This is a genomic window from Noviherbaspirillum sp. FW303-A3, assembly GCF_058788695.1.
The window spans coordinates 3,375,190-3,395,520 of sequence record NZ_JBYTAZ010000001.1 but is presented as its reverse complement, the minus strand read 5'-3'; the positions used below and the strand labels follow the sequence as shown (position 1 = coordinate 3,395,520).

The 20,331-nt window shown below is 58.5% G+C and carries 26 protein-coding genes; 1 reads left to right on the top strand and 25 read right to left on the bottom strand.

Annotated features, from left to right (window positions below):
- Positions 1-15: 15 nt before the first annotated feature.
- From rpmD to rpsL, 24 genes are all read right to left on the bottom strand, one after another.
- Complete coding sequence (gene rpmD / locus AC3WOY_RS16365; RefSeq protein WP_040039196.1) at positions 16-195, bottom strand: 50S ribosomal protein L30; 180 nt, start codon at positions 193-195, stop codon at positions 16-18.
- A gap of 10 nt (positions 196-205) precedes the next feature.
- Complete coding sequence (gene rpsE / locus AC3WOY_RS16360; RefSeq protein ID WP_420474770.1) at positions 206-727, bottom strand: 30S ribosomal protein S5; 522 nt, start codon at positions 725-727, stop codon at positions 206-208.
- A 12-nt stretch (positions 728-739) separates the two neighbouring features.
- A complete protein-coding gene (gene rplR / locus AC3WOY_RS16355; protein ID WP_492425622.1) occupies positions 740-1,102 on the bottom strand; it encodes a 50S ribosomal protein L18 in 363 nt (120 codons plus the stop codon).
- A 12-nt stretch (positions 1,103-1,114) separates the two neighbouring features.
- Positions 1,115-1,648, bottom strand: coding sequence for a 50S ribosomal protein L6 (gene rplF / locus AC3WOY_RS16350; protein ID WP_492425620.1), 534 nt, complete (start codon positions 1,646-1,648; stop codon positions 1,115-1,117).
- A gap of 10 nt (positions 1,649-1,658) precedes the next feature.
- A complete protein-coding gene (rpsH, locus tag AC3WOY_RS16345; RefSeq protein WP_492425618.1) occupies positions 1,659-2,054 on the bottom strand; it encodes a 30S ribosomal protein S8 in 396 nt (131 codons plus the stop codon).
- Between the two features lie 14 nt (positions 2,055-2,068).
- Positions 2,069-2,374: a 30S ribosomal protein S14 gene (gene rpsN, locus AC3WOY_RS16340; RefSeq protein ID WP_420474766.1), complete on the bottom strand. Its 306-nt coding sequence runs from the start codon at positions 2,372-2,374 to the stop codon at positions 2,069-2,071.
- 7 nt (positions 2,375-2,381) lie between these two features.
- Positions 2,382-2,921 (bottom strand): 50S ribosomal protein L5, encoded by a 540-nt coding sequence (rplE, locus tag AC3WOY_RS16335; protein ID WP_331940958.1) that lies wholly within the window; start codon positions 2,919-2,921, stop codon positions 2,382-2,384.
- A 6-nt stretch (positions 2,922-2,927) separates the two neighbouring features.
- Positions 2,928-3,242, bottom strand: a complete 315-nt coding sequence (gene rplX / locus AC3WOY_RS16330) for a 50S ribosomal protein L24 (protein ID WP_420474765.1) — start codon at positions 3,240-3,242, stop codon at positions 2,928-2,930.
- 11 nt (positions 3,243-3,253) lie between these two features.
- Positions 3,254-3,622, bottom strand: coding sequence for a 50S ribosomal protein L14 (rplN, locus tag AC3WOY_RS16325; RefSeq protein ID WP_088710704.1), 369 nt, complete (start codon positions 3,620-3,622; stop codon positions 3,254-3,256).
- A 243-nt stretch (positions 3,623-3,865) separates the two neighbouring features.
- Positions 3,866-4,138 carry a 30S ribosomal protein S17 gene (gene rpsQ, locus AC3WOY_RS16320; protein WP_324898694.1) on the bottom strand — a complete coding sequence of 91 codons (273 nt, stop codon included), beginning with the start codon at positions 4,136-4,138 and terminating at the stop codon, positions 3,866-3,868.
- On the bottom strand, positions 4,138-4,329 hold the full coding sequence (gene rpmC / locus AC3WOY_RS16315) for a 50S ribosomal protein L29 (protein WP_088710706.1): 192 nt from the start codon (positions 4,327-4,329) through the stop codon (positions 4,138-4,140). Before rpmC ends, rpsQ begins: the two co-directional genes overlap by 1 nt.
- A gap of 12 nt (positions 4,330-4,341) precedes the next feature.
- Positions 4,342-4,761, bottom strand: coding sequence for a 50S ribosomal protein L16 (gene rplP / locus AC3WOY_RS16310; protein WP_492425613.1), 420 nt, complete (start codon positions 4,759-4,761; stop codon positions 4,342-4,344).
- Between the two features lie 2 nt (positions 4,762-4,763).
- On the bottom strand, positions 4,764-5,600 hold the full coding sequence (gene rpsC, locus AC3WOY_RS16305) for a 30S ribosomal protein S3 (protein WP_492425611.1): 837 nt from the start codon (positions 5,598-5,600) through the stop codon (positions 4,764-4,766).
- Positions 5,601-5,609: 9 nt separating this feature from the next.
- Entirely contained in the window at positions 5,610-5,942 is a 333-nt protein-coding gene (gene rplV, locus AC3WOY_RS16300; protein ID WP_324898701.1) for a 50S ribosomal protein L22, read from the bottom strand.
- Between the two features lie 6 nt (positions 5,943-5,948).
- On the bottom strand, positions 5,949-6,224 hold the full coding sequence (rpsS, locus tag AC3WOY_RS16295) for a 30S ribosomal protein S19 (protein ID WP_088710709.1): 276 nt from the start codon (positions 6,222-6,224) through the stop codon (positions 5,949-5,951).
- 10 nt (positions 6,225-6,234) lie between these two features.
- Complete coding sequence (gene rplB, locus AC3WOY_RS16290; RefSeq protein ID WP_420474764.1) at positions 6,235-7,062, bottom strand: 50S ribosomal protein L2; 828 nt, start codon at positions 7,060-7,062, stop codon at positions 6,235-6,237.
- Positions 7,062-7,379, bottom strand: coding sequence for a 50S ribosomal protein L23 (rplW, locus tag AC3WOY_RS16285; RefSeq protein ID WP_088710711.1), 318 nt, complete (start codon positions 7,377-7,379; stop codon positions 7,062-7,064). Before rplW ends, rplB begins: the two co-directional genes overlap by 1 nt.
- On the bottom strand, positions 7,376-7,996 hold the full coding sequence (gene rplD / locus AC3WOY_RS16280; protein ID WP_492425607.1) for a 50S ribosomal protein L4: 621 nt from the start codon (positions 7,994-7,996) through the stop codon (positions 7,376-7,378). Before rplD ends, rplW begins: the two co-directional genes overlap by 4 nt.
- A gap of 3 nt (positions 7,997-7,999) precedes the next feature.
- On the bottom strand, positions 8,000-8,668 hold the full coding sequence (gene rplC / locus AC3WOY_RS16275; RefSeq protein ID WP_492425604.1) for a 50S ribosomal protein L3: 669 nt from the start codon (positions 8,666-8,668) through the stop codon (positions 8,000-8,002).
- A 155-nt stretch (positions 8,669-8,823) separates the two neighbouring features.
- Positions 8,824-9,135, bottom strand: coding sequence for a 30S ribosomal protein S10 (gene rpsJ / locus AC3WOY_RS16270; protein WP_019139724.1), 312 nt, complete (start codon positions 9,133-9,135; stop codon positions 8,824-8,826).
- An 86-nt stretch (positions 9,136-9,221) separates the two neighbouring features.
- On the bottom strand, positions 9,222-10,412 hold the full coding sequence (gene tuf / locus AC3WOY_RS16265; RefSeq protein WP_492425584.1) for an elongation factor Tu: 1,191 nt from the start codon (positions 10,410-10,412) through the stop codon (positions 9,222-9,224).
- A 79-nt stretch (positions 10,413-10,491) separates the two neighbouring features.
- Complete coding sequence (fusA, locus tag AC3WOY_RS16260; RefSeq protein WP_492425601.1) at positions 10,492-12,594, bottom strand: elongation factor G; 2,103 nt, start codon at positions 12,592-12,594, stop codon at positions 10,492-10,494.
- Between the two features lie 124 nt (positions 12,595-12,718).
- On the bottom strand, positions 12,719-13,189 hold the full coding sequence (gene rpsG, locus AC3WOY_RS16255) for a 30S ribosomal protein S7 (RefSeq protein ID WP_088710581.1): 471 nt from the start codon (positions 13,187-13,189) through the stop codon (positions 12,719-12,721).
- A gap of 144 nt (positions 13,190-13,333) precedes the next feature.
- Positions 13,334-13,723, bottom strand: coding sequence for a 30S ribosomal protein S12 (gene rpsL / locus AC3WOY_RS16250; RefSeq protein ID WP_088710582.1), 390 nt, complete (start codon positions 13,721-13,723; stop codon positions 13,334-13,336).
- 409 nt (positions 13,724-14,132) lie between these two features.
- Between rpsL and AC3WOY_RS16245 the strand changes: the two genes are divergently transcribed.
- The gene (locus AC3WOY_RS16245) at positions 14,133-15,929 is read left to right on the top strand and encodes a phosphoethanolamine transferase (RefSeq protein ID WP_492425598.1); all 1,797 of its coding nucleotides are present in this window, start codon (positions 14,133-14,135) and stop codon (positions 15,927-15,929) included.
- A gap of 69 nt (positions 15,930-15,998) precedes the next feature.
- Here AC3WOY_RS16245 and rpoC read toward each other — a convergent pair whose 3' ends face one another.
- Entirely contained in the window at positions 15,999-20,237 is a 4,239-nt protein-coding gene (gene rpoC, locus AC3WOY_RS16240) for a DNA-directed RNA polymerase subunit beta' (RefSeq protein ID WP_492425596.1), read from the bottom strand.
- Positions 20,238-20,331 lie beyond the last annotated feature (94 nt).

Genomic DNA, 20,331 nt, shown 5'->3' with positions numbered 1-20,331 from the left:
TCGCAAGCCGTCGGCTTACGACACCACTTTCACGAGATACGAAACCTTGTTGATCATGCCGCGGACTGCCGGCGTGTCTTGCAGCTCCGAAACCGAATTCACACGACGCAGGCCGAGGCCGCGTACGGTGGCGCGATGGTCCTGGCGAGTGCCGATCAAGCCTTTGACCAGTTTCACTTTGATTGTGTTTGCCATTCGGATCACCTTAACCCAGAATTTCTTCAACGGACTTGCCACGCTTGGCAGCAATTTCCGACGGGGTGTTCATGTTTGCCAGACCGTTCAACGTGGCGCGAACCATGTTATACGGGTTGGTCGAGCCGTAGGACTTTGCCACGACGTTGGTCACGCCCATCACTTCGAAGATCGCGCGCATCGGGCCGCCGGCGATAACACCGGTACCATCCTTAGCCGGCGAAATCATCACGGTAGACGCGCCATGCTTGCCGGTCACGGTATGCTGCAACGTGCCGTTCTTGAGCGTTACCTTGATCATCTTGCGGCGGGCTTCTTCCATTGCCTTCTGCACAGCAACCGGCACTTCCTTCGACTTGCCCTTGCCCATGCCGATACGGCCATCGCCGTCACCGACCACGGTCAGCGCTGCGAAACCCATGATACGGCCGCCCTTGACCACTTTGGTCACGCGGTTGACCGCAATCATCTTTTCCCGCATGCCGTCGTCGCGCTCTTCGCCTTGCTGCGTCTTTGCTTGCATTTTTGCCATGACGATTCTTCCTTAGAACTTCAGACCGGCTTCACGTGCCGCATCCGCCACGGCCTTGACACGGCCGTGATAGCGGAAACCGGAACGATCGAACGCAACTTCGGAGATACCGGCCTTCAGGGCCTTCTCTGCGACGCGTTTGCCAACCAGGGCAGCCGCTGCGGCGTTACCGCCCTTGCCCGACTTGCCAGCCAATTCCTGACGCACTTCCGCTTCCAGCGTGGAGGCAGATGCCAGAACCGTGGCGTCCGGACCAATGATGTTTGCGTAAATGTGCAGGTTGGTGCGATGCACGGCCAGGCGATTTACCTTCAACTCTGCGATCTTCGCGCGAGTTTGGCGTGCGCGGCGCAGACGTGATTGTTTCTTGTCCATCGTCAACCCCTATTACTTCTTCTTGGTTTCTTTGATCACTACCACTTCGTCCACATAGCGGACGCCCTTGCCCTTGTACGGCTCCGGGCTGCGGTAGGCGCGGATTTCGGCAGCGGTCTGACCGACCTTCTGCTTGTCGACACCCTTGATCACGATTTCGGTCTGCGACGGCGTTTCAACCTTCACACCGGCGGGCATCTGGTGCACGACCGGGTGGGAGAAACCGAGCGACAGGTTCAGCTTGTCGCCTTGAGCCTGAGCACGATAACCCACGCCAACCAGCGAAAGTTTGCGCTCGAAGCCCTTGGTCACGCCATTGACCATATTGTTCACGAGTGCACGCAGGGTGCCCGACATTGCGTTGGCTTCGCGGCTGTCATTAGCCGGCGAAAACTTCAGCGTGCCGTTGTCGTTTTCAATCTTGACCAGGCCGTTCAGGGACTGGCTCAGCGTGCCCAGCGGGCCCTTCACAGTGATTTGCTCTGCAGCGATGGACGCTTCCGCGCCCTTCGGCAGTGCAATCGGCATTTTACCTACACGAGACATCTTGCACTCCTTAGGCCACGTAGCAAATGACTTCGCCACCGACACCGGTCGCGCGCGCTTTGCGGTCTGTCATCACACCCTTCGGCGTGGAGACAATCGCCACACCAAGGCCGTTCATCACTTGCGGAATATCATCCTTGCCCTTGTAAATACGCAGGCCGGGGCGGGATACGCGCTCGAGACGCTCGATAACCGGACGGCCGGCATAGTACTTCAGGCCGATCTTCAGTTCTGCCTTGCCGTCTGCTTCGGAAACTGCGTAATCTTCGATGTAACCCTCGTCCTTCAGGACGTTGGCAATCGCCACCTTGACTTTGGACGACGGCATTGCAACCGTGGTCTTCTGCACACCTTGGGCGTTGCGGATACGGGTCAGCATATCGGCGATAGGATCGCTCATACTCATTGCTTGTTCTCCTATTACCAGCTAGCTTTGGTTACACCCGGAATCTCGCCGCGCATGGCGATTTCACGGATCTTGATACGGGCCAAACCGAACTTGCGGAAAGTGCCGCGGGGACGACCGGTCAGAGCGCAACGATTGCGCTGACGGGTCGGATTCGCGTTGCGCGGCAGCGCCTGAAGCTTCAGGCGCGCTTCATAGCGCTCTTCTTCCGATTTCGATTGATCGTCGATGATTGCCTTCAACTCGGCACGCTTGCCTGCATACTTCTTTACCAGGGCAGCGCGCTTTTGTTCACGGTTAATCAGTGCCAGTTTTGCCATGGCAGCCTCAGTTTCTGAACGGGAATTTAAATGCGGCGAGGAGCGCTTTCGCTTCGTCGTCGGTCTTCGCAGTCGTGGTGATGCTGATGTTCATGCCACGCAGCGCGTCGATCTTGTCGTACTCAATTTCGGGAAAAATGATCTGCTCTTTCACACCGATGTTGTAGTTGCCACGACCGTCGAACGCACGACCGGACACGCCACGGAAGTCACGGACGCGCGGCAGCGCGACGGTGATCAGGCGATCCAAGAATTCGTACATGCGCGCACCACGGAGGGTCACCATGCAACCGATCGGATAGCCTTCGCGAATCTTGAAGCCTGCGATCGCCTTGCGAGCCTTGGTCACAACCGGCTTCTGGCCAGCGATCTTGGTCAGGTCGCCGACAGCGTGCTCGATGATCTTCTTGTCCGCAACCGCTTCCGACAGACCCATGTTCAGGGTAATCTTGGTCAGGCGCGGGACTTCCATCACCGACTTGTAACCAAACTTGCTGGTCAGGTCGGAGACGACTTTATCTTTATAGAATTGTTGGAGACGGGCCATGATGTCTTACACCTTAACGACTTCGCCGCTGGACTTGTAGACGCGAACCTTCTTGCCGTCCACGATCTTGAAGCCCACGCTATCTGCCTTGCCAGTCGCCGCATTGAACAATGCAACGTTGGAGACGTGAATTGGCATCAGCTTGTCAACGATGCCGCCAGTAGCACCGGTCATCGGGTTCGGGCGAACGGCCTTCTTGGCAACATTCACACCCTCGACAACCACGTAATCAGCGCTGACGCGCTGCTTGACCAGGCCACGCTTGCCCTTATCCTTACCGGTCAGGACGATGACTTCGTCATTCTTCCGAATCTTATCCACGACTGGACTCCTTACAGAACTTCAGGCGCGAGCGACACGATCTTCATGAAGCGCTCGGTACGCAGCTCGCGCGTCACCGGCCCGAAAATACGGGTGCCGATCGGCTCAAGCTTATTATTCAGCAACACTGCAGCGTTGCCATCGAACTTGACCAGCGAGCCATCCTGACGACGCACGCCCTTAGCGGTACGAACGACGACAGCGTTGTAAATCTCGCCCTTTTTCACGCGACCACGCGGAGCAGCGTCTTTTACCGTCACCTTGATGACGTCGCCGATGCTGGCGTAACGGCGCTTGGAACCACCCAGCACCTTAATGCACAGGACTTCACGCGCACCCGTGTTGTCGGCCACTTCGAGCCGGCTTTCAGTTTGAATCATAGTATTTTCTTTCCCAACTTAATCCGCTCATCCGCCCAACGCGGGATCGCGGTCAGTCTTGGTCCTGTCAGCCGACCTTGCTAAGCCGAGCCGATTAGGTGGACGGTTACAAAAACTACTGCTGCGCAATTACCAACTGCGCGAATCTTTCGAACTGCAGGGCACTGCAAATGGCCTCGTTAATACTTAACAAGAACCAAGCCCAGCATTATGACACCAAAATGCCGGGCCCGCAACTACTATTTAGACGATTTGCGCGGTCTGGACCACACGGGTCACCGACCAGGCCTTCGTCTTGGAAATCGGGCGACCTTCCGTGATTTCCACGGTATCGCCTTCTTTCACCTGGTTGGTTTCGTCGTGAGCATGGTACTTGTTCGACTTCACGACGATCTTGCCGTACAGCGGGTGCTTGACGCGGCGCTCAACGAGCACGGTCACGGTCTTGTCCATCTTGTCGGACACAACCTTGCCAATCAGGGTGCGCTTGAGCGACTGTTTCACTTGATCGTTCATTATTTGGCGTCCTTCTGATTCATGACCGTCTTCACGCGCGCGATGTCGCGGCGCACCTTCTTGAGTTGCGCGGTGTTGTTCAGTTGCTGCGTTGCGACTTGCATACGCAGGCTGAATTGCGCCTTGAGCAACTCGTTCAGCTCTTTTTGCAGAGCCGCCTGATCCTTGCCGCGGAGTTCAGATGCTTTCATGTTTCACTCCTATTATTGGCCGACTTGGCGCAGAACGAAGGTCGTTGCCAGCGGAAGCTTGGCAGCTGCCAGGCGGAACGCCTCGCGAGCCAACGATTCATCAACACCATCCATCTCGTACAACACCTTGCCCGGCTGGATTTCGGCCACGTAGTACTCCGGGTTACCCTTACCGTTACCCATACGGACTTCGGCGGGCTTCTGGGAGATCGGCTTGTCCGGGAAAACGCGGATCCAGATACGGCCGCCGCGCTTGATGTGACGCGTCATTGCACGACGTGCCGCTTCAATCTGGCGGGCCGTGATACGGCCGCGACCGACCGCCTTCAGGCCAAATTCGCCGAACGAGACGGCAGTGCCGCGCTCGTGCGAAATGCCCTTGTTGCGGCCTTTTTGCTCTTTACGATACTTCCTGCGTGCTGGTTGCAGCATGGTTATTCTCCTGCTTTCTCAGCCGGTGCAGCGCCGTCAGCCTTCTTCGGGGCACGAACACGCTTCGCAGCCGGAGTAGTGGCTGAAGTTCCTTCGGAACCCTCAGCCTTCTTGGCGCGCGGACGGCCGCCCGGTTTGCCATCGTCACGACGCGGGCCGCGACGCTTCTTGTCGTCTTCAACCGGTGCCTCGATGGTCGGTGCTTCGCCGCTTGCCAGACGATCGCCCTTGTAGACCCAGACCTTGATACCGATGATGCCGTAGGTCGTTTCCGCTTCGCCAAAACCGTAGTCGATGTCGGCACGCAGGGTGTGCAGGGGCACACGGCCTTCGCGATACCACTCTTTACGAGCGATTTCGATGCCGTTCAGACGACCAGACGACATGATCTTGATGCCCTGGGCGCCGAGACGCATGGCGTTCTGCATCGCGCGCTTCATTGCGCGGCGGAACATGATGCGCTTTTCGAGCTGCTGGGCGATCGAGTCAGCGATCAGCTGAGCGTCGACTTCCGGCTTGCGGATTTCTTCGATATTGACGTGAACCGGCACGCCCATCATCTTGGTCAGGTCGGACTTCAGGACTTCGATGTCCTCGCCCTTCTTGCCAATCACAACGCCCGGACGGGAGCTGAAAATGGTGATGCGTGCGTTCTTCGCCGGACGCTCGATAACGATGCGGCCAACCGAAGCGTTCTTCAGTTTCTTCTTCAGGTAGGTGCGGACGGTCAGGTCTTCGTTGAGCATGGAGGCAAAGTTGCCATTGCCAGCATACCAACGGGAACCCCAGTTACGCGTAACCGAAAGACGGAAACCGGTCGGATGAATTTTCTGTCCCATCGTGACTCCTTAGTTACCGACAGTCACGTAGATGTGACAGGTTTGCTTCGAGATGCGATCGCCACGACCCTTTGCGCGTGCAATGAAGCGCTTCAGGAAAGCGCCACGTTCGACGTAGATCGTCTTGACGCGCAGTTCGTCGATGTCAGCACCATCATTGTGTTCGGCGTTCGCGATTGCGGACTCGAGCACACCTTTGATGATCGCAGCACCTTTTTTCGGGCTGAAGGCCAGGATATTCAGTGCCTGGTCAACCTTCTTGCCACGAATCATGTCTGCAACAAGGCGGCCCTTCTGTTCCGACAGGCGTGCGCCACGGAGAATAGCTTTAGTTTCCATCATCGCACCTTATTTCTTGGCCTTCTTGTCGGCGGCGTGACCCTTGAACGTACGGGTCAGCGCGAATTCGCCGAGCTTGTGACCAACCATGTTTTCAGACACATAGACCGGCACGTGCTGCTTGCCGTTATGCACCGCGATCGTCAGGCCAATGAAATCCGGCATGATCGTCGAACGACGGGACCAAGTCTTGATCGGCTTCTTGTCTTTCGACGCTTGCGCAGCTTCGACCTTCTTGATCAGGTGGGCGTCACAGAACGGCCCTTTTTTCAATGAACGTGTCATGTGTTACCCCTTATTTCTTGCCACGGCGCGAGACGATCATCGAAGTCGTGCGCTTGTTGCGACGCGTCTTCTTGCCCTTGGTCTGCTGGCCCCACGGCGATACCGGGTGACGGCCTGCAGAAGTGCGGCCTTCGCCACCACCGTGCGGGTGGTCGATCGGGTTCATGACGACGCCACGAACCGTCGGGCGGATACCGCGCCAACGCGTTGCACCGGCCTTGCCGATCTTGCGCAGGTTGTGCTCACCGTTACCGACTTCGCCAACCGTTGCGCGGCACTCGATGTGCACGCGGCGGACTTCGCCGGAACGCAGGCGAACCTGGGCGTAAGTGCCTTCGCGGGCCATCAGGACGACGCCTGCACCTGCGGTACGCGCCATCTGCGCGCCCTTGCCAGGCAGCATTTCGACGCAGTGCATCGTGGTGCCGACCGGGATGTTGCGGATCGGGAGGCAGTTACCGGCCTTGATCGGCGCTTCGGAGCCATTCATCAGCTGATCGCCGACAGCAACGCCCTTCGGGGCGATGATGTACTTGCGCTCGCCGTCGGCGTAGCACAGCAGGGCGATATGCGCGGTACGGTTCGGGTCGTATTCGATACGCTCGACCTTGGCCGGAATGCCATCCTTGTTGCGACGGAAGTCGACAACGCGGTAATGCTGCTTGTGGCCACCGCCGATGTGGCGGGTGGTGATGCGACCGTTGTTGTTACGACCAGCGGTCTTGGACTTCTTCTCGACGAGGGCGTCAAACGGGCGGCCTTTGTACAGGTCGGGATTGACGACCTTGACCATGCCACGGCGACCGGCCGACGTCGGTTTCATTTTCACGAGTGCCATTATTTAGCCTCCTCGGTGAAGTTGATTTCCTGGCCGGGCTTCAGGCAGACATATGCCTGACGCGTATGGTTGCGGCGGCCAGTGAAACGACCGGAGCGCTTTTGCTTGCCCTGGCGGTTCACGACTTGCACCGAATCCACTTGCACCTTGAACAGCAACTCGACAGCCGCCTTGATTTCCGGCTTGGTTGCGTCCGGAGCGACGCGGAAAACAACTTGTTCATTACGTTCTGCGACGAAGGTGGCCTTCTCCGAAATTACCGGAGCCAGCAGCACTTTCATCAGGCGCTCTTCGCTGTGCTTAACGACTGCGTTCATGCCAGCATCTCCTCAATCTTGGCCAACGCCGGCTTGGTGATCAGAACCTTCTTGAAGAACACCAGCGAAACGGGATCGGCATGACGCGGCTCGACGACCAGCACGTTCGGCAGATTGCGCGAAGCGAGCAGCAGGTTTTCGTCGAGGTTGTCGGTAATTACCAGCACGGAGTCCAGACCCATGCCCTTGAGCTTTTGCGCGAGCAGCTTGGTCTTCGGCGCATCAACCGACAGGCCTTCAATAACCGACAGGCGGTCTTCGCGAGCCAGCTGGGAGAGGATCGAGCAGACACCTGCGCGATACATCTTCTTGTTGACCTTGTGCGAGAAGTTCTCGTCGGGGCTGTTCGGGAAGATGCGACCACCACCACGCCACAGCGGCGAGGACGACATACCGGCACGAGCGCGGCCCGTACCCTTTTGACGCCACGGCTTCTTGGTCGTGTGACTGACTTCTTCACGGTCTTTTTGCTTGCGGTTGCCGCTGCGAGCGTTTGCCTGGTAGGCAACCACGACCTGGTGAATCAGCGCTTCGTTGTAGTCACGGCCGAAAATGGTATCCGGCGCAGCGACGTTGGAAGCAGCTTGACCCTGGTCATTCAGGAGCTTGAGTTCCATCGATTAGGCTCCCTTCTTTGCTTTGACTTTGACAGCGGGACGAACGATCACTTCACCGTTCTTGGCACCCGGCACCGCACCCTTGACCAGCAACAGCTGGCGCTCAGCGTCAACGCGAGCGATTTCGAGGTTTTGCACGGTGGTGGTAACGTCACCCATGTGACCGGTCATGCGCTTACCCGGGAAAACGCGACCCGGATCCTGCGCCATACCGATGGAACCCGGCACGTTGTGCGAACGGGAGTTACCGTGGGTTGCGCGACCGGAACCGAAGTTGTAGCGCTTGATCGTACCGGCGTAGCCCTTACCGATCGACACGCCTTGCACGTCGACCTTCTGGCCAGCTTCGAACATGGTGACGGCGATGGTGTCGCCGGCCTTCAGTTCGGCAGCTTTCGCTGCATCGATACGGAATTCTTTGAGGACGGTACCAGCTTCAACACCTGCTTTTGCGAGGTGACCGGCTGCCGCTTTATTAACGCGGGAAGCACGGCGCTGACCGAAGGTGACCTGAACAGAGGTGTAGCCGTCTGTTTCGTCGGTTTTGATTTGCGTCACGCGGTTGTTCGACACGTCCAGCACGGTAACAGGAATCGTATCCCCGTCATCCGTGAAGATGCGCATCATACCAACCTTGCGACCAACAAGGCCTAGGCTCATTGTTTTCTCCATTCCCGCCTGCGATTGGGCGGGGCTGATGTTTGTACTACAAAAACGTATTGGCACGGATTGCCGCGCCAATACCGAAGCCGAGCATTATAACCCGCATTTTTTCATTCCACAATCCACCAAATCGGAAAATTGTGGTATGTGCGGGGTTACAACGATTACTGCAGTTTGATTTCGACGTCCACGCCAGCCGGCAGGTCCAGCTTCATCAGGGCGTCAACCGTCTTGTCGGTCGGGTCGACGATGTCCATCAGGCGCTGGTGGGTGCGGATTTCGAACTGGTCGCGCGAAGTCTTGTTGACGTGCGGCGAACGCAGAATGTCGAAACGCTGGATGCGGGTCGGCAGCGGAACCGGGCCCTTGACCACTGCGCCGGTACGCTTCGCGGTGTCGACGATTTCCAGTGCGGACTGGTCGATCAGGCGATAGTCGAATGCCTTCAGGCGGATGCGGATTTTCTGGTTTTGCATGGTTTTGTCCTTAAAAGAGCGAGCCGCGGGCGAGTGCTCACCCGCGGCAGTATTTAGTCAAAGAGCGGTTAAATCCTGCAACCAAATTACTCGATGATCTTGGCAACGACGCCGGCGCCGACGGTACGGCCGCCTTCGCGGATTGCGAAGCGCAGACCCTCTTCCATCGCGATCGGGTTGATCAGCTTCACAGTGATCGACACGTTGTCGCCCGGCATGACCATCTCTTTGCCTGCCGGCAGTTCGATCGCGCCGGTCACGTCCGTGGTACGGAAGTAGAACTGCGGACGGTAGTTGTTGAAGAACGGGGTGTGACGACCGCCTTCATCCTTCGACAGAACGTAGATCTCGCCCGTGAAGTGGCTGTGCGGCTTGATCGAACCCGGCTTGGCCAGAACCTGGCCACGCTCAACGTCTTCACGCTTGGTACCGCGCAGCAGCACGCCGACGTTGTCGCCCGCTTGACCCTGGTCCAGCAGCTTGCGGAACATTTCCACGCCGGTGCAGGTGGTCTTCTGGGTGTCGCGGATGCCGACGATTTCGATTTCTTCGCCGACCTTGATGATGCCGCGCTCGACGCGACCGGTCACCACGGTGCCGCGGCCAGAGATCGAGAACACGTCTTCCACCGGCATCAGGAAGGCGCCGTCAATGGCACGCTCCGGCGTCGGGATGTAGGTGTCCAGCGCTTCGGCCAGCTTCATGATCGCGCCTTCGCCCAGGTCGCCCTTGTCGCCTTCCAGCGCCAGCTTGGCCGAACCGCGCACGATCGGCAGATCGTCGCCAGGGAATTCGTACTTGGACAGGAGCTCGCGCACTTCCATTTCGACCAGCTCGAGCAGCTCGGCGTCGTCGACCATGTCGCACTTGTTCAGGAACACGATGATGTACGGCACACCGACCTGGCGGGCCAGCAGGATGTGTTCGCGGGTCTGCGGCATCGGGCCGTCAGCAGCGGAGCACACCAGGATCGCGCCGTCCATCTGCGCTGCGCCGGTAATCATGTTCTTGACGTAGTCGGCGTGGCCGGGGCAGTCAACGTGGGCGTAGTGGCGGTTGGCGGTCTCGTACTCGACGTGCGCGGTGTTGATGGTAATGCCGCGTGCCTTTTCTTCCGGCGCCGCATCGATTTCGTCGTACTTCTTCGCTTCGCCGCCGAACTTGGCCGACAGCACCGTCGCGATTGCCGCGGTCAGCGTGGTCTTGCCATGGTCAACGTGACCGATCGTGCCTACATTCACGTGCGGCTTGGTCCGCTCAAACTTGCCTTTTGCCATTTTAGATATCCTTCAAAAAGAACGATTTATTGAGTTTTCGATTCGGTCTCCGGCGCTGGCCGGAGACCGCATTGCCTTATTACTTGGCCTTGGCGTTGATGACGGCGTCAGCAACGTTCTTCGGCGCTTCGGAGTAGTGCTTGAATTCCATCGTGTACGTCGCACGACCCTGGGTCAGCGAACGCAGCGTGGTGGAATAGCCGAACATTTCCGACAGCGGGACTTCGGCGCGAATGATCTTGCCGCCGCCCGGGATGTCGTCCATGCCCTGGATCATGCCGCGACGGGAGGACAGGTCGCCCATCACGTCGCCCATCTTCTCTTCCGGCGTTTCAACTTCGACGGCCATCATCGGCTCGAGCAGAACCGGGTTAGCCTTGCGGCAGCCATCCTTGAACGCCATCGAACCGGCCATACGGAACGCGTTTTCGTTCGAGTCCACGTCGTGGTAGGAACCGAAGATCAGCGTAACCTTGACGTCAACGACCGGATAGCCGGCCATCACGCCCGTCGGGAGGGTGTCGATAATGCCCTTCTCGACTGCCGGGATGTATTCGCGAGGAACGACACCGCCCTTGATGGCGTCGACGAACTCGAAGCCCTTGCCCGGCTCTTGCGGTTCGATCTTCAGAACGACGTGACCGTACTGACCACGGCCGCCGGACTGCTTGACGAACTTGCCTTCGATTTCTTCGCAAGTCTTGCGGATGGTTTCGCGGTACGCAACCTGCGGCTTGCCGACGGTTGCTTCGACGTTGAACTCGCGCTTCATGCGGTCGACGAGAATTTCCAGGTGCAGTTCGCCCATACCGGAAATAATGGTCTGGCCGGATTCTTCGTCGGTCTTCACGCGGAACGACGGATCTTCCTGCGACAGGCGATTGAGCGCGATGCCCATCTTTTCCTGGTCAGCCTTGGTCTTCGGCTCGACAGCCTGCGAAATCACCGGCTCCGGGAACACCATGCGCTCGAGGGTGATGATCGCTTCCGGATCGCACAGGGTTTCACCGGTGGTCGCTTCCTTCAGGCCCACTGCAGCAGCGATGTCGCCTGCACGGACTTCCTTGATTTCTTCACGCTGGTTGGCGTGCATCTGCAGCAGACGGCCGATACGCTCCTTCTTGCCCTTGACCGGGTTGAAGACGGTGTCGCCGGAGTTCACGACGCCAGAATACACACGGAAGAAGATCAGCTGGCCGACGAACGGGTCAGTCATGATCTTGAATGCCAGTGCGGAGAACTTCTCGCCGTCGTCTGCCTTGCGCTCTGCCGGCTCGTCGTTTTCGTCCGTGCCCTTGACCGGCGGAATATCGGTCGGCGCCGGCAGGTATTCGATCACGGCGTCGAGCATGGCCTGCACGCCCTTGTTCTTGAACGCGGTGCCGCACATCATCGGGACGATTTCGCCGGCGATGGTACGGGTACGGATTGCCTTCTTGATTTCGGCTTCGGTCAGGTCTCCCTCTTCGAGGTACTTGTTCATCAGTTCCTCGGTGGCTTCGGCAGCAGCCTCAACCATCTTTTCGCGCCATTCGTTCGCCGCATCCTTCAGGTTGTCCGGAATGTCGCGATAGTCGAACTTCATGCCCTGGGAAGCGTCGTCCCAGTAAATCGCCTTCATCTTGACGAGGTCGATCACGCCTTCGAAGTTTTCTTCCGCGCCGATCGGCACCTGGATGGGCACCGGGTTCGCCTTCAGGCGAGTGCGCATCTGGTCATAGACCTTGAAGAAGTTTGCGCCGGTACGGTCCATCTTGTTGACGAATGCCAGACGCGGCACGCCGTACTTGTTGGCCTGACGCCAAACGGTTTCGGATTGCGGCTGCACGCCACCCACTGCGCAGTACACCATGCAAGCGCCGTCCAGGACGCGCATGGAACGCTCCACCTCGATGGTGAAGTCCACGTGACCCGGAGTGTCGATGATGTTGATGCGGTGCTCGGGGAAGTTGTTTGCCATGCCCTTCCAGAAGCAGGTCGTCGCAGCGGAAGTAATGGTAATGCCGCGCTCTTGTTCCTGCTCCATCCAGTCCATGGTCGCAGCGCCGTCGTGCACTTCGCCGATCTTGTGGTTAACACCGGTGTAGTACAGGATACGCTCGGTAGTCGTTGTCTTACCGGCATCGATGTGAGCGGAAATACCGATATTGCGGTAGCGCTCGATGGGGGTCTTGCGAGCCATATTCAATCCTAAGTCTTTTAATGGTCGAAAACCGGGCGCCGCTTTTTGTCAAAGATGCACCCGGTTTGGACCGTTTTACATTGCAGTGCCTTCAACGATGCGAAGGCGACTATTCAAACTACTATTAGAAACGGAAGTGGGAGAACGCCTTGTTGGCTTCTGCCATGCGGTGCACTTCGTCACGCTTCTTCATCGCACCGCCGCGGCCTTCCGCGGCTTCCATCAGCTCACCGCCCAGACGCTGCGGCATGGACTTTTCGCTGCGCTTGTTGGCAGCTTCGCGCAGCCAGCGCATGGACAGCGCCATACGGCGAACCGGGCGAACTTCGACCGGCACCTGGTAGTTAGCGCCGCCGACACGGCGGGACTTGACTTCGACCATCGGCTTGCAGTTGTTGATTGCAGCGGTGAAGACTTCCAGCGGATCCTTGCCGGACTTGGTCTTGATGTGGTCAAACGCACCGTAGATGATGTTTTCGGCGACCGATTTTTTACCGGACAGCATCAGGACGTTGACGAACTTCGCTACTTCAACATTGCCGAACTTCGGATCCGGCAGAATTTCCCGCTTGGGGACTTCACGACGACGTGGCATTTCGATTCCTTTCACTCTTCAGTTGAGCGTCGGCACAGAGTGATTTGCCGCTCGCTCGCGGATGGCCATCAGAACCATCCACTTACTCGACCCGTTCGGGGCCGACTCACAATCCGCGCGGTGAAGCACCTGCGGAAAACCTGATTACTTCTTGGCTGCGCCAGCCTTTGCACGCTTCGCACCGTACTTCGAACGCGCTTGCTTACGATCCTTGACGCCCTGGGTATCCAGTGCACCGCGAACCATGTGGTAACGCACACCCGGCAAATCCTTCACACGACCGCCGCGGATCAGCACGACGCTGTGCTCTTGCAGGTTGTGGCCCTCACCGCCGATATACGAAATGACTTCGAAACCGTTGGTCAGGCGCACCTTGGCGACCTTACGAAGCGCCGAGTTCGGCTTCTTCGGGGTCGTGGTGTAAACACGGGTGCAAACACCGCGCTTCTGCGGGCTGTTTTCCAGCGCCGGCGATTTGCTCTTGGCGTGTGCGGAGACACGCGGCTGGCGAATCAGTTGATTGATGGTTGGCATCGGTCTTTAATCCAACAAAATAACTGCGTTAATAAAAATACAGTCCCGAAATCGATTGTCCGGGACCAGGAGGAAAACTGTGCGATGGACACTTGATCCAGCGCCTCGATTCAGACGAGGGATAAGCGTTACAGAAGGCGGGAATTCAGACCAAAGAACGCTTAGACCATGGAAAGCCTAAAATCGAGAACTCGCGAGTATATCCCTGTTGCTGTGCTTCGTCAATCGAAGCGTCGGATGGAAATGTTTGTGGATATGCGGGTGACCACAGCCCCCCTGTCAGGGTAGATCATTGTAAGCAAGCATTTACACACTCAGAAGATGTTCACTTTCTGTAGCGATATATGGTTTCCGGACATAAACTTGAGCTCAGCGAAACCTTTCGCCGTCCTTTTGCCTCCGGAAAGCCATGCGCTCGCTGCTGCGCCCTCCCGCTCTGTTTGTTATTTTTACCTACCTGGCGCTATCGGCGATTCCATTTGCGCCGCTGCTCTTCGGTCGGTCCGTGGAGGGCATCGGTCGCATCTTGTCCGTTGAATTCGCTGCATGGCTGACGATGTGGGCGGCTTTCGCACGCCCTGCTCGGTTTCACTGGCTTCTTCTTCCGGCATTCCTTCTCCTGCCCGTCGAACTGTATCTGCAAGCCTTCTATAACCAAGGCGTGTCGGCACACCATCTCGGCATCATCGCGGAGACAAGCCCGCGCGAGTCACTCGAGTTTTTGGGCAGCAAGGTGTGGCTGCTTCTCGCTGCATTCGGCACTGTCGTCACATGGTGGGCATGGAGTTGGAAAGCCACCTTCCGCGCCCAAGCGCTGAATTGGGCTGACGACTCGCGATGGGTCACGATTGCACTGCTTTCCATCGCGCTCGGGGTGTGGATGTACGGCGACCATTTCGGGGTCGAGCAAGACACCAGTTCGGAGGTTGCCAAGGCTTCAGCCGGATCTTCTTCGGCCTCGCACTCCTCGGCGCTTCCCAAACTGCCTGCCTGGCTGGAAGTGCCGTTTGATGCGCAGGTGTTTGGGAAGTCGTGGCCCTTTGGCCTGGCAATGCGCGGACATGAGTTCTGGAAGGAGCGGCGCTATCTGGCCGAACTGTCGCGCCGAAGCGGGGCTTTTTCCTTCGGCGCACAACAGGCGACGCCTGGCGACACGCCTCAAGTGGTGGTCATGGTCATTGGCGAGTCGTCACGTTACGATCGCTGGAGCCTGAACGGATACAAGCGCGAAACAAACCCGTTGCTGAAGAAGGAAACAAACCTTGTCAGCCTGTCAAATGTCGTGACAGCCGTCTCTGCCACACGGCTGTCTGTTCCGGTACTCGTCTCGCGCAAGCCGGCGAGGCTGAGTTTGCAGGCGGGATTTGCGGAAAAGTCGTTTCTTACCGCGTTCAAGGAGGCAGGATTCAAGACGTGGTGGCTATCGAACCAGATGACGTTCGGGCAGTTCGACACGCCGGTGTCGGTGTTCGCGAAGGAAGCGGATGTCACGCAATTCCTCAACCTCGGTGGCTTTTCGGCACATTCTAGCTTCGATGATGTCCTGCTGGCGCCCCTGCAGGCAGCGATACAGGATCCCTCGCCGAGGAAGCTGATCGTGCTCCATACCCTTGGAAATCACTGGAACTACAGCCACCGCCACCCAAAGGAGTACGACAAATGGCAGCCGTCGCTCTTTGGCGTGGTCAACCCTGCTTACAGCGATCGGGCGATCAAGGAGCAGTTAAACAACAGTTATGACAATTCGATCCTCTACACCGACTGGTTTCTGTCGGAAGTCATCCACACACTGAAGTCATCTCCGCTGATGGGCTTGATGATGTACGTGTCAGACCATGGACAAACGCTATATGACGGCAACTGTGGATACGCATTCCACGGGCACAACACGCAGTTCGAGTTCCATGTGCCGGCGCTGGTCTGGTACTCCGACCTGTACCGCGCCACTCACCCTGCGAAGGTCAATCAGCTTCTGCGCAACAAGCGGGCGAAGCTGGCGACGGAAAACGTGTTCCATAGTCTGGTCGACATGGCAGATATCCGCTACGAAGGCGAGCAACTGGAGCGCAGCTTCGTCAGCAAGCACTTCAAGCAGCACAAGCGCTATGTCGACAGTTATGGCTGGACCGATTACGACAATGCGATATTCAAGGGGGATTGCCGCGAAGTGATCGACAAAGGCAAACCGCTCGCTCAGGAAAAGTAACGATGCCGGAAACAAAAACGGCACCAAGGTTTCCCCTGGTGCCGTTTTGTTTTATCGACTGAAGATCGATCAGCCTTCGTCGCCTTCCGGAGCGCCGTGGCTGCCGGCAGTTGCTTCCTCGGTCTCGGCCGCACGGGCCTGTTCCTCGGCTTGCAGCAGCGCGGTGCGCTCTTCGGCTTCCCAGGTTTCCTTTTCCTTGCGGGCACGGTGGTAAGCCAGACCGGTACCAGCCGGGATCAGGCGGCCGACGATGACGTTTTCCTTCAGACCGCGCAGGCCGTCCTTCTTGCCCATGATCGCGGCTTCGGTAAGCACGCGAGTGGTTTCCTGGAACGACGCTGCGGAAATGAACGAATCCGTAGACAGCGATGCCTTGGTAATACCGAGCAGCACGTTCTCGTACGTTGCCGGACGCTTGTTCTCGGCAATGACGCGATCGTTTTCGTCCAGCAGTTCCGAACGCTCGACCTGCTCGCCCGGGATGTAGGACGTATCGCCTGCATCGACAACCTGTACGCGGCGCAGCATCTGGCGGACGATCACTTCAATGTGCTTGTCGTTGATCTTCACGCCCTGCAGACGGTACACGTCCTGCACTTCGTCGACGATGTAGCGGGCCAGCGCTTCGATACCCAGGAGGCGCAGGATGTCTTGCGGGTCGGCCGGGCCGTCCACGATCATTTCACCCTTGTTCACCACTTGGCCGTCGTGCACCAGCACTTGCTTGTCCTTGGTAATCAGGAACTCGTGCTTGTTGCCGTCCATGTCGGTGATTTCCAGACGCTGCTTGCCCTTGGTCTCTTTACCGAATGCGACCGTACCGGTGACTTCCGCCAGCATGCCGGCATCCTTCGGCGAACGCGCTTCGAACAGTTCGGCAACGCGCGGCAGACCACCGGTAATGTCACGGGTCTTTTGCGATTCGGTCGGGATACGTGCAAGCACTTCACCCACCGACACTTGCTGACCGTCTTTCACGGTAATCAGCGCGCCGACCTGGAAGCCGATCGTCACGGCGTGTTCGGTGCCGGCAATCTTCACTTCCTCACCCTTTTCGTTCAGCAGTTTCACCTGCGGACGAACCACCTTGCTGGAGGAGCCGCGACGCTTGGCGTCGATGACCACCAGGGTGGACAGGCCGGTCACTTCGTCGATCTGCTTCGCAACGGTCACGCCTTCTTCAACGTTCTCGAACTTCACGGTACCGGAGTACTCGGTAATGATCGGACGGGTCAGTGGATCCCAGGTTGCCAGCGCAGTACCGGCCTTGATGGTCAGACCATCCTTGACCAGCAGGGTTGCGCCGTACGGCACCTTGTGACGCTCGCGCTCACGGCCGTGGTCGTCGGTGATCAGCACTTCGCCGGAACGGGAAATGACGATCTGCTCGCCCTTGCCGTTGGTGACGTAGCGCATGGTCGCGGTGAAGCGCACCGTACCGTTCGACTTGGCTTCCACGGAGGATGCAACCGCTGCACGCGATGCCGCACCACCGATGTGGAAAGTACGCATCGTGAGCTGGGTACCCGGTTCACCGATCGACTGCGCTGCCACCACACCGACTGCTTCGCCGGCGTTGACCAGCATGCCGCGGCCGAGGTCGCGGCCGTAGCACTTGGCGCACAGACCGTAGCGAGTGTCGCAGGTCAGCGGCGTGCGGACCTTCACTTCGTCGATGCCGAGGCGTTCGATTTCTTCGACGGCGTCTTCATCCAGCAACGTGCCGGCTTCGAACAGGGTTTCCTGGGTTTCCGGATTGATCACGTCATTGGCAGCGACGCGGCCGAGGATACGGTCGCGCAGCGCTTCGATGACTTCACCACCTTCGACCAGCGCCTTCATCGATGCGCCGTTGGCAGTGCCGCAATCGTCTTCGATCACAACCAGATCCTGGGTCACGTCGACCAGACGGCGGGTCAGGTAACCGGAGTTCGCGGTCTTCAGCGCGGTATCGGCCAGACCCTTACGGGCGCCGTGCGTCGAGATGAAGTACTGCAACACGTTCAGGCCTTCGCGGAAGTTCGCGGTAATCGGCGTTTCGATAATGGAGCCGTCCGGCTTCGCCATCAGGCCGCGCATACCGGCCAGCTGGCGGATCTGCGCAGCGGAACCGCGGGCGCCCGAGTCGGCCATCATGTAAATCGCGTTGAACGATTCCTGGGTGCCCTTGGTGCCGTCGCGCTTGACGACGTCTTCGACCTTGAGCTGTTCCATCATGGCCTTGCCGACTTCGTCACCGGCCTTGCCCCAGATGTCCACGACCTTGTTGTAGCGCTCACCCGCGGTGACCAGACCGGACGCGTACTGCTGTTCGATCTGCTTCACCTCGTGCTCGGCCTGGGCAATGAGGGTGACCTTCTGCGGCGGCACCAGCATGTCGTCCACGCAGATGGAGATACCGGCGCGGGTCGCGAGGCGGAAGCCCGACTGCATCAGCTGGTCGGCGAACACTACGGTGGCGCGCAGGCCGCACTTGCGGAAGGACGTGTTGATCAGCTTCGAGATTTCCTTCTTCTTCAGGGCGCGGTTCAGCACGGTGAACGGCAGGCCCTTCGGCAGGATTTCCGACAGGATGGCGCGACCGACGGTGGTCTCGTAACGCTTCACCGTTTGCACGAATTCGCCAGTCGCCGGATCTTTCGGGAACTCGACGATACGAACGGTGATGCGGGTTGTCAGCTCGACTTCCTTGTTGTCGTACGCGCGGATGACTTCCGACACGTCACGGAGCATCATGCCTTCGCCCTTGCCGTTGATCTTTTCACGGGTGGCGTAGTACAGACCCAGCACGATATCCTGCGACGGCACGATCGACGGTTCGCCGTTCGACGGGAACAGGATGTTGTTGGAGGCCAGCATCAGGGTGCGGGCTTCCATCTGTGCTTCGATCGACAGCGGAACGTGGACAGCCATCTGGTCGCCGTCGAAGTCGGCGTTGAACGCCGCGCAGACGAGCGGGTGCAGCTGGATTGCCTTGCCTTCGATCAGGACTGGCTCGAACGCCTGGATGCCGAGTCGGTGCAGCGTCGGTGCGCGGTTCAGCAGGACCGGATGCTCGCGGATGACTTCTTCCAGGATGTCCCACACCACAGGCTCTTGCATCTCGACCAGCTTCTTCGCAGCCTTGATGGTCGTTGCCAGACCCATCAGTTCCAGCTTGTTGAAGATGAAGGGCTTGAACAGTTCGAGCGCCATCAGCTTCGGCAGACCGCACTGGTGCAGCTTGAGCTGCGGGCCCACCACGATGACCGAACGGCCGGAGTAGTCGACGCGCTTGCCCAGCAGGTTCTGACGGAAGCGACCGCCCTTGCCCTTGATCATTTCAGCCAGCGACTTCAGCGGACGCTTGTTGGCGCCGGTCATGGCCTTGCCGCGGCGGCCGTTGTCGAGCAGCGAGTCGACGGCTTCCTGCAGCATGCGCTTTTCGTTGCGCGTAATGATTTCCGGAGCGCGCAGTTCCATCAGGCGCTTCAGGCGGTTGTTACGGTTGATCACGCGGCGATACAGGTCGTTCAGGTCGGAGGTCGCGAAGCGGCCGCCGTCCAGCGGAACCAGCGGACGCAGTTCCGGCGGCAGCACCGGCAGCACTTCCATGATCATCCAGTCCGGCTTGATGCCGGAACGCTGGAATGCCTCGAGCACTTTCAGGCGCTTGGCGTACTTCTTGATCTTGGCTTCGGACTTGGAATCCTTCAGTTCCTGGCGCAGCGTTTCCACGTCGCGGTCGATGTCGATCGAGCGCAGCAGTTCGCGGATACCTTCGGCGCCCATGAACGCGACGAAGTCGTCGCCGTACTCTTCGTACTTGGCGGCGTAATCGTCTTCCGACATGATCTGGCACTTCTTCAGCGGAGTCATGCCGGGATCAGTCACGACATATGCTTCAAAGTACAGGACGCGCTCGATGTCGCGCAGCGTCATGTCGAGCACCATGCCCAAGCGGGACGGCAGCGACTTCAGGAACCAGATGTGCGCGGTCGGCGAGGCCAGTTCGATGTGGCCCATGCGCTCGCGGCGCACCTTGGCCAGCGTGACTTCGACGCCGCACTTTTCGCAGATGACGCCACGGTGCTTCAGGCGCTTGTACTTGCCGCACAGGCACTCGTAATCCTTGATCGGGCCGAAAATCTTGGCGCAGAACAGGCCGTCACGCTCCGGCTTGAACGTACGATAGTTGATGGTTTCCGGCTTCTTGACTTCACCGTAGGACCAGGAACGGATTTTTTCGGGCGATGCGAGGCCGATCTTGATCGCATCGAATTGTTCGCTTTGCTGTACTTGCTTGAATAGATCGAGCAGTGCTTTCATTTCTCTCACTCCAGTGTGGTGTGAATGACGCTTGGCAGCGCGGTGTGAACTTGGTGAATCGCCATTACCCTGATCGCACCGCCGGGAGAGCCTT